The organism is Corynebacterium callunae (assembly GCF_046592015.1).
Classification (GTDB): domain Bacteria; phylum Actinomycetota; class Actinomycetes; order Mycobacteriales; family Mycobacteriaceae; genus Corynebacterium; species Corynebacterium callunae_A.
Window position 1 is genome coordinate 1 of the sequence record NZ_JAWVOB010000017.1, and the last position, 9,095, is coordinate 9,095.

The window sequence follows — 9,095 nt, forward strand, 5'->3', positions numbered from 1 at the left end:
TTTTATTTATGAGGGGGGTGGGGGAAGGTTTTCTAGCCTTCCCCCACCCCCCCCTCTTTGTTATGCGCTTGTTTTCAAATCAGCAAGACGCGTGTGTGGTCGTGGCCGCCAGCGGTAGGTTTCTTCTACTGCGTTGCGTTGTTTTAGTGCTTCATCTTCTGATCCCTCAATGTCTACTCCATCGCGCAGGGGAGTGATTACTTTTTCAAAGGCAAGATGAAGAACTTTTTCTGGATCTTCATCAAGGTCAAATAGCGGGGTATAGTCAAGCGACAAATAGAGGTGCTTCGCTTCTGGCTGGCGAGGGCCAGTGGTGAGGTAGATTCGTCGATAGCCACGCTCAGCAGCGGCGCTCTCCAGCGCTGTCATAATCCGGCGGGACAAGCCCTGGCGTCGGTGCTCCTTGGAAGTCCACACACGCTTAACCTCCGCAGTCTCCTCATCGAGGTACATGAATGCTCCACCAGCAATGGTCTGAGTACCACGCTGAATCAAGAGCAAATCACCATAGGGTGCTTCGAATAGGAATGGTGGGAAAAGATCGATTTCTTCGGGTGCATCCTCTTCTTTTTCGAACCCGTCAAAATCCGCATAGCGCGTTGCGTACTCATATGCGAGTTCATCTACAAGAGGTTGAGCTTCGACTGCATCGAGTCGAGAATGAATGATCTTATCTTCTAATGACATATTTCTTCCTTTGAATAAGTGGTTCGATTTGAGCGAACCATTCTGTCTATGTTTTTCTAGATTTTTTCATTTCTGTTTTCATTGACACCATAAAAGCATGTAAAAGTGCTGGTCAGCAACAATATTTTCCGAGCTGAATGTTGCCCTATTTTAACAAATAAATGGCTTTGACCAGCAAATATTCAGGCTAAGTGAAACAATTGTGAACAGAGCGTTCTACCAATAGTCTGACATCCGTCAAAGAATAGAAGGAGTTAGACATGACGGACACTATTGCACTTAAGTCAGAAATCGGTGAAATTACAACACTTCTCTCTGAACTCGAAGTAGCCTTCCCCTCACTAAAAATTGCATGGCCATCGGCTGAAACTGTGGAATATTCGTATGACGCCGGCACTGTCCCAAAGGCCCAAGTCCAAGAGCCAGGTCCCGCGGTTGTATGGCCATCTTCCGTCGAAGAAGTCCAGGCGATTCTCAAAGCTGCATCACGATTACACATTGGAATAGTTCCCCGTGGTGAAGGTACAGGATTATCTGGTGGTGCAACTGCTGCTTCCAATCAACTTGTAGTTTCTACTCAGCTGCTCAACAAGATTGTAGAAATCAATGTTGAAGACGAACTTGCAGTAGTTGAGCCAGGTGTTATTAACTCCGAGCTCAATGAAAAAGTTGCTCCTTTTGGCCTTTTCTATGCACCAGATCCCGCAAGTTGGAATCTCTCAAGCATTGGCGGAAATGTTGCTACTAATGCAGGCGGACTTCGATGCGTGAAATACGGTGTCACCAGGGAATCTATCCTGAGCCTTGATGTAGTGCTGTCAGACGGAGAACTTATTACCGTCGGACAGCGCACTCTCAAAGGTGTAACCGGACTTGATCTTCGATCTTTGATTATTGGTTCAGAAGGAATTTTGGGCATCGTCGTTGGTGCAACTCTTCGACTACGTCCAATCCCACCTGCTCGTAAGACCATTTCTGTATGGTTTCCCGAAACACAATCCGGAGCAGCTGGTCTTTCCGCAATCGCACGCACCCCTGTACGTCCAAGCATCATTGAGTTCATTGATGAACCAACTTTGAAGGCTATCGACAATGCAAGTGGCACCCAACTGCGGAGCCGTGGAGGCTCCCTCATTCTGATTGAACTTGATGGCTATGGCCTCGATGAACAGATCGTTGACCTTGGTGCGGCTCTCACCGCAGTCGGCGGAAATGTAATTGAGGAAGACACAGATGCCGGTGAAGTCTTGTGGGAGCTCAGGCGTTCAGGTCGGGGAGGCCTAGATCCACGGCGTTGGTCAATTAGCAGCGATATTGCTGTACCGCGCTCCAAATTCAAAGATGTCTTTGCCTATTTTCCAACTTTGGAAGAAAAGTATGGCGTTGAGGTAAGCGCACTGGGGCATGCTGGAGATGGAAACCTTCATCCTCTTATTAGTAAAGAAGTTCCAGAGAGTGCAGATCCAGCAACACCAGATCCAGCGGTAGCAGCAGCCAACCTTGATCTCATTAAGTTCGCATTGTCACTTGGTGGCACCGTAACCGCAGAACATGGCCTCGGATCAGCTAAACGCTATCTCGCGGAGTTGGAGTTATCTCCCCGAAGCCTTGAAATCCAGCACGCAATTAAGCGTGCATTTGATCCACAGTCCCTCATTAATCCTGGCAAAGCCATTTAGTAGAAAACCACAACTGGAAAACTCAAATGACAAAGAAAAACACCCCTGGCCGTTCACCTCGCAACTGGCTCAAAAAAACTGCTGCGGTACTTACTGCAATTTCCCTGACTTTCGCCGTGACCGCGTGCTCGACGTCGGGAGCAGAAACTTCCGCAGCTAGCGGAGAGCCTAAGAACGGAGGAGATCTAGTTTTCCAAATTGACTCTCTCGGCGATAACTGGGTTCCAAACACGAGCTCGATTTCTAGCTTCCAAGGAAATATTTGGGGCGAGATCACTGACAAGCTGGTGTATGTCGATGCTGAAGGAAAGATTTCTCCATGGATTGCACAGAGCTGGGAAGAATCCGCTGACGCTAAGACCTTCACTCTGCACCTTAAAGATGGTGTGACCTTCTCCGATGGAACCCCACTTGATGCTGCGGCAGTGGTTGCAAATATTGATATGTGGGCAAAGGGCGCACCCGATAAGGGAATTGCTCGAGTAGGTTTGTTCCCCTCCGCCAACTATCTCCAGTCAACTGCGCTAGATGCCACCACTGTTCAGGTAGATTTCTCTGCACCAACTCTTGGCTTTATCCCAACTTTGGGCTACCACGGTTCTATCCTTATCTCACCAAAATCCTTGGCTGGTTCGCTTGAAGATCAAGGCAATCTGAGTAACAACATCGGCTCTGGTCCATTCGTGGTCGACACGTGGAGCAACGCTGATCATGTGACTTTGAAGAAGCGTGAAGATTACAACTGGGGTCCTGACGCACGTGGACACACTGGTCCCGCTTATCTCGACAGCATTACCTATAAGCAAGTTGCAGAAACCTCTTTACGTGCTGGTTCAATTCAATCTAAGCAGGCTGATGTTGTCTACAACCTCACTCCACAGGAACTTGATGGACTGAAAAATGCTGGATTTGAAGTAGCTACCCCGAAGTATCTTGGATTTGTTCAGGGTTATGCCCTTAATACCCAGGTAGCTCCATTTGATGATGTACGTGTGCGTCAAGCATTCCAGCGTGGCATCAATAGAGATGAAATCCTACAGACTGTCTACACCGAGGATTGGACGGCTGCGCAGTCCTTTATTCAAAGCAATGTGCCTGAATCTACCGATCACACCAAAGATTTTTCCTTTGACCCAGAAAAGTCAAAAGCGCTTCTCGACGAAGCCGGCTGGACTGTCGGGCCTGATGGTATCCGCGTAAAAGATGGAAAGACTCTTTCGGTAACTCTCTATCCAAACCCATATGTTTCAACTTCACAGGCCGCCGATGAACTTGCTGCACAGCAACTGGGCGATTTGGGATTTGATGTAAAACTCCAGGCCTATGACGTGGCAACCTTCACCGAGCGTGTTAACTCCAATAAGGAAGTTCAGGCTAAGCCTATTTCCCGCAGTTTCGTTGATGCAGGAACTGTTGCCGGCGTCATCGTCGGTCAAAAACAAGGTGATGAGGACTGGTTCCGCGTCGGAACGAGCGATGAGACCCTAAATAAGCTCTCTACGGATATTTCGAGCTCCTCCGATCGTGAATCCCGTGCCAAGAGTCTTGATGAGCTCCAGGGTTATGTGCTTGATCAGGGACTTTATGTTCCGCTCGTTGATATTGTGCAGCGAATTTATGTCACCACCCCAGACCTTTACGATGTCACCTATAACGGCCTTGCTTATGCAAGTTTTGCTACTGCTTGGCTAGATCGTTAGGACTACCAACGCGATGAAAACGCAATATCTTAAATTTGCTGCTAGGAGAATCGCCCAAGCCTTACTCGTTGTTGTGTTGGCTTATGTGATCACATTCCTGATTATTACAGTGCTGCCCGGGGATCCAATTACCACCAGGCTACAAAACCCGGAGAGCGGCTTATCAGAACAAGAAGTCGCCAAGCTGGTTGCTTACTATGGCCTGGACCAACCTCTACTTGTGCAATTGTGGAGTTCTTTCTCCCGCTTTGTGGTCGGTGATTTCGGAATTTCTCTTTCCAGCTCACTACCAGTTTCAAAGATTATCGGGGATGCAATTCCTTCCACACTCGCATTGGCAGCATCAGCACTTTTCGTGGCGGTTTTGCTTGCGTTCCTAATCGCTATCGGTTCACAACTAGTGCCACCACGTTTTGGCCAGGGCTTAATTCGCTCTTTTCCCTCACTGTTCCTCTCAGTTCCAAACTTCGTTATTGGCCTGCTGCTTATCAATATTTTTGCCTTCAAATTGGGCTGGTTCCAGATCATCAATCCGGAAACACCTATTGGCACAGGGCTGGCCGCAGTAGCTCTTGGCATACCTGTTTCAGCCCAGGCCGCTGAAGTGCTCGTTACAAACCTGGATCAGCAGGCCAATCAGGAATATGCAACAGTGGTGAAATCTCGAGGAGCCAGCAAAATTAGTTTGGTTTTTCGGCATTTGCTGAAACCAGCATCGCTACCAGCGGTCACTGTTTTGGCATTGACTATCGGTGAGTTGCTTGGTGGAGCGGTAATTACCGAAATGGTTTTTGGGCGGCAGGGCATTGGTGCAGTGATTGAACGCGCAGTTTCTGGTCAGGATTTCCCGGTTCTCCAAGCGGTGGTATCGGTATCGGCACTGATCTTTGTGCTCGCTAACTTGCTTGCAGATCTGACCTATCCGCTGCTTGATCCACGGGTGAAGATCAGCCAGGCAGCGTCCAAAAAGCACAAGACCACCACTGATGTAGCAAAAGCCCAATCTAAGAAAACTTCTAAAAAGCAGGTGATTGAGGTATGACTCTGGTGTCGCTAGATCGCGTACGTCCACGATCTTTAACAACGAATAATGGAAAATTCGCAGGTATCCGTCGCATTCCTCCCACAGTGGCATTAGCCGGAATTTTCTTGACAATAATCGCTCTGTGGGCAGTTGTACCTTCTCTATTTACTTCTTATGCTCCGGACTACGGCACACCTCGTGAAAGCTTGCAAGGGCCCAGCCTGCAGCATTGGTTTGGAACAGATCACATTGGCAGAGATCTTTTCGCACGTGTGGTTTACGGCACCGCCTCGTCGGTAAGCAGCGCTTTGGTCGCGGTGGCTATCGGCCTGGTCGTTGGAAGCACAATTGGTTTGCTCGCTGGCTTCTTGGGGAAGTGGGTGGACAGCGCGCTGTCCAGGTTTATTGATGTTCTGCTCGCAATTCCTAGCTTCCTGCTCGCAGTTGTCATTGTGAGTTCCCTTGGTTTTGAAACGATCAATGCGGCAATTGCTACCGGAGTTTCAGCCGTCGCGGTGTTTGCGCGAATCATGCGCGCTGAAGTTATTTCCGCTCGTCAATCTGTATTTGTTGAGGCTTCTCGAATTCTTGGAGGAAGTCGCCTGCAATCCATGGTCTGGCACATCGTTCCAAATGCGTCGCGCTCGGTCTTTTCACTAGCAGTGCTGCAATTTGGAATGTCGATTTTGATTATTGCCGGATTGGCTTTTCTGGGATATGGCGATCCACCCCCTGCCTCAGATTGGGGACTCCTAGTCTCCTCCGGCAAGGAGTACACCATTGCCCCCTGGCTGGTGTTCTTCCCAGCGATAACCATCGTGCTCACTGTCCTATCAATCAACCGCATCAGTCGTTGGCTGCGAAAGACAACCTAAACCAGGAGAAAAACAATGAACTCAGTATTAGAGGTCAAGGATTTATCTGTCGCCTTTGGTTCTGAAACTGTCGTTAAAAACCTCAGTTTTAGTGTTGGCGCCGGCGAAAGCTTGGCCATCATCGGAGAATCAGGTTCCGGAAAATCTACTACGGCTAGGGCGATTTTACGTCTATTGGATAAGACTAATGCCCGCGTGAGTGGAGAGGTTTTCAACTCTGAAGGCAAAGAGCTTCTCGGGCTATCGGAACAAAGCTTTAGGTCATTGCGGGGTCGTAGCATTGGGTTTATTCCGCAGGACCCTGGAAATTCTTTTAACCCGGTAAGAACTATTGGATCCCAGGCACATGAGGCGGCAGCGCTTCTTCCCAACCTTTCAAAGGAAGAGCAAAAAGCTAAAATCCTCGATGCGTTTGACAGCGTTGGTTTGCCTGATCCGCTGCGGGTTTATGATTCTTATCCCCATGAGCTCTCTGGCGGAATGCTGCAAAGGGCATTGATTGGCGTGACTATTCTTCCAGAGCCAGAAATAATCATCGCTGATGAGCCCACTAGTGCTTTGGACGTGACAGTTTCGCGGCGCATCCTCGATCTGCTCAGTGAATTGCAGCGTAAGACAAATATCGCGTTGGTGCTGATTACGCATGATCTGGCTATTGCAGCTGAAAGAACTCATTCAGTTGTGGTGCTCAAGTCAGGGGAGATCCAAGAATCTGGAAGTACTGCTGAGATTTTCAGTAACCCCAGCTCTAGTTACACCAAGTTGTTGCAAGAAAGCGTCCCAGCCCTTAACCCTGACCGCTACCAGCTAGACCGCGAACTCCGCGCCCTTGCCCACACAGCAAACACAGCCCCCGCAAGCTCAACCCCCGCAACCCCAGGCACACCTGATCTAGCGGTGCAGCTGAACAATCTTTCAAAGTCTTTTGAAGTTGCGGGAAAGACAATTCTCGCTGTAGACAATGTCAGCATTAATGTTGCCTGCGGAACCACCCATGCAATTGTGGGAGAATCTGGATCTGGAAAAACCACGGTCATTCGCACTTTGCTGCGCCTTGAAGAGGCTGACGCGGGAGAAATTTATCTTGCTGGTGAGCGCATCGACACTATTGCACACCGAAAGCTCAAAAAGATTTACCGTGACCTGCAGCTGGTTTATCAAAACCCTTTTACCTCTTTGGATCCCACCTGGTCCGTTGAGAGGATCATTCGGGAACCTTTGGATCGCTTTTCGATAGGCTCACGTGCTCAGCGTCGAGAGCTAGTAGAGGAAGCGCTTGAATCGGTGGGGCTGTCATCTGAATTCATTAATCGTCGCCCCACAGCATTGTCCGGCGGCCAACGTCAGCGCGTCGCAATTGCACGTGCACTGGTACTGCGGCCTAAGGTCCTCGTCTTGGATGAGCCCACTTCTGCCCTTGATGTCTCGGTGCAGGCTGGAATCTTTGATGTGCTCTTTGAGCTGCAACGCAAGTTGGGACTGACTTACCTATTTGTGTCACATGATTTGAGCTTGGTTCGACAAGTTGCAGATACCGTCACTGTGATGAAACGCGGCAAGGTTGTCGAAGAAGGCCTTGTTAAAGAAGTATTCGACAATCCCCAGCATGAATACACCACTGCACTTATTAATGCCATCCCACTAGGGCATGGAGACTTTCTCCAACGTGAGTCGTCTTCAGCCCCTGCTCTTGCCGTCTAAAGGAAAAACCCATGACCAGCATCATTAGAAATCACACAACCCCACGTCCGCAATTGCTCCAAGCGCTCACAGCGCCGAAGGGATTCGGAGACGCCACCCTGCGTAATCCACGGCCAGATGCCATTGAGTTGCTCGGAGGAATACCAGACCCAGAACTGCTGCCAACTGCAGAGCTAGCAGAATCTACGGCGCGGGTCCTCGCACAAGCTGGAGCTCCCTCACTGCAATATGGGCGCACTGAGGGATTGGATTCTTTGCGGGAATGGATTGCTTACCGCGAGCAAGTTCCCGTGGAGGAAATCCTAATTACCAATGGAGGCTTCCATGGCTTAGCGCTTGCGCTGTCCTTGGTAGTTGAGCGTGGAGACCTCGTTGCAGTTGATAACCCGGTATTTCCGCTCTTTCTCCGCGGACTTGAGCTTAACGATGCTCGTATTCTTCCAATCAACGTGGATGAACAGGGGCTCAACGTCGATGAGCTGGAGGAACAGCTAGTGGCCGGGAAGCGGATCTCTGCAATCTATACCGTTCCAGATTTTCACAACCCGACTCAAGCAACCCTGTCCAGCGCTCGTCGTAAGCAACTTGTTGCCCTGGCAGAGCGTTATAACTTCACGATCATCGCCGATAACCCCTATCGCGAGATCCGTTTTGGTGACAAAGCTGCCGATGTCTCCCTCTTTAATACTTCAGACCGCGTCATCCATGTCAACACCTTCACCAAAACTCTGGGTCCTGGCCTGCGTTTGGGTTGGGTGCGTTTGCCGCAGCACTTCAGCAAAGATGCAGTTGCCCTTCGCAGCAGGCAGGATTCGCATAGCTCCCTATTAGTGCAGCATATTATTGCTGATTATCTAACCTCTGCGCCCGGTATTTTTGATGACCTCCTCGACAATGCCCGCAGCGTTTATAAAACTAGAGCGCTGACCTTGGTTGACGCTTTGGAGCAAGAAGCCCCGGGCGTTTTTGAGATTCCGCGACCAGCGGGTGGATTCTTCCTTTGGCCTAAACTCCGCGACTCCTCCATTGATCCTGACAAGCTGGCCACCGCTGCAAGTGCCGCCGGCGTGGAGTATCAGCGTGGCTCCTTCTTTGCCTCTGGTCCTGGCACTGATGCCGATCGCCGTTTGCGCCTATCCTTTAGCAACCAGAGGGAGGAGCAGCTCCGCGAAGCTGCGCGTCGCCTCGGTCAAGCGCTTAAGCAGGTTTAAAAACCAAAAGATGCTTGTCGACGCACCCCTCGCCGTAGGTAGCGAGGGGTGTGGTGGCCTTCACCGCCCCAAAAGATAACTTGACCAGCAAAGTTGTGGAAGTAGTGGTTGCCGTGTAACTTAGTGGAAGTCGCCGCGACCGACAACGCCCCGCCACAGTGTGGTTGATGAGGCGGAAAGGAAAACAAGCGGATAAAACGACAAACAATCTTTAACAT

Annotated in this window: 8 protein-coding genes; 6 read left to right on the top strand and 2 right to left on the bottom strand. The window is 50.0% G+C overall.

Annotated elements, in window-relative coordinates; genetic code table 11:
* Positions 1–60 precede the first annotated feature (60 nt).
* Positions 61–687 (bottom strand): GNAT family N-acetyltransferase, encoded by a 627-nt coding sequence (locus SFC07_RS13050; RefSeq protein ID WP_411208750.1) that lies wholly within the window; start codon positions 685–687, stop codon positions 61–63.
* Positions 688–947: 260 nt separating this feature from the next.
* Here SFC07_RS13050 and SFC07_RS13055 point away from each other — a divergent pair, with 260 nt between their 5' ends.
* From SFC07_RS13055 to SFC07_RS13080, 6 genes are read left to right on the top strand one after another with little or no spacing between them, the layout of a single operon-like run.
* Positions 948–2,366, top strand: a complete 1,419-nt coding sequence (locus tag SFC07_RS13055) for an FAD-binding oxidoreductase (protein WP_411208751.1) — start codon at positions 948–950, stop codon at positions 2,364–2,366.
* A 26-nt stretch (positions 2,367–2,392) separates the two neighbouring features.
* The gene (locus SFC07_RS13060; protein WP_411208752.1) at positions 2,393–4,066 is read left to right on the top strand and encodes an ABC transporter substrate-binding protein; all 1,674 of its coding nucleotides are present in this window, start codon (positions 2,393–2,395) and stop codon (positions 4,064–4,066) included.
* A gap of 13 nt (positions 4,067–4,079) precedes the next feature.
* Positions 4,080–5,108, top strand: coding sequence for an ABC transporter permease (locus tag SFC07_RS13065; RefSeq protein WP_411208753.1), 1,029 nt, complete (start codon positions 4,080–4,082; stop codon positions 5,106–5,108).
* Complete coding sequence (locus SFC07_RS13070) at positions 5,105–5,965, top strand: ABC transporter permease (protein ID WP_411208754.1); 861 nt, start codon at positions 5,105–5,107, stop codon at positions 5,963–5,965. The genes SFC07_RS13065 and SFC07_RS13070 overlap by 4 nt, the downstream gene beginning before the upstream one ends.
* A gap of 15 nt (positions 5,966–5,980) precedes the next feature.
* Positions 5,981–7,666, top strand: coding sequence for a dipeptide ABC transporter ATP-binding protein (locus SFC07_RS13075; protein WP_411208755.1), 1,686 nt, complete (start codon positions 5,981–5,983; stop codon positions 7,664–7,666).
* Positions 7,667–7,677: 11 nt separating this feature from the next.
* Positions 7,678–8,877: a PLP-dependent aminotransferase family protein gene (locus tag SFC07_RS13080; protein ID WP_411208756.1), complete on the top strand. Its 1,200-nt coding sequence runs from the start codon at positions 7,678–7,680 to the stop codon at positions 8,875–8,877.
* Here the strand turns inward: SFC07_RS13080 and SFC07_RS13085 are convergent.
* Positions 8,874–9,095 (bottom strand): hypothetical protein (locus SFC07_RS13085; RefSeq protein ID WP_411208757.1); only part of this gene is annotated, 222 nt, incomplete at its 5' end. The two genes, SFC07_RS13080 and SFC07_RS13085, sit on opposite strands and share 4 nt — an antisense overlap.

Bases quoted from the DNA above. Each gene is read 5' to 3' on its own strand.
- SFC07_RS13050 (WP_411208750.1), bottom strand. From the start codon at position 687: ATGTCATTAGAAGATAAGATCATTCATTCTCGACTCGATGCAGTCGAA.
- SFC07_RS13055 (WP_411208751.1), top strand. From the start codon at position 948: ATGACGGACACTATTGCACTTAAGTCAGAAATCGGTGAAATTACAACA.
- SFC07_RS13060 (WP_411208752.1), top strand. From the start codon at position 2,393: ATGACAAAGAAAAACACCCCTGGCCGTTCACCTCGCAACTGGCTCAAA.
- SFC07_RS13065 (WP_411208753.1), top strand. From the start codon at position 4,080: ATGAAAACGCAATATCTTAAATTTGCTGCTAGGAGAATCGCCCAAGCC.
- SFC07_RS13070 (WP_411208754.1), top strand. From the start codon at position 5,105: ATGACTCTGGTGTCGCTAGATCGCGTACGTCCACGATCTTTAACAACG.
- SFC07_RS13075 (WP_411208755.1), top strand. From the start codon at position 5,981: ATGAACTCAGTATTAGAGGTCAAGGATTTATCTGTCGCCTTTGGTTCT.
- SFC07_RS13080 (WP_411208756.1), top strand. From the start codon at position 7,678: ATGACCAGCATCATTAGAAATCACACAACCCCACGTCCGCAATTGCTC.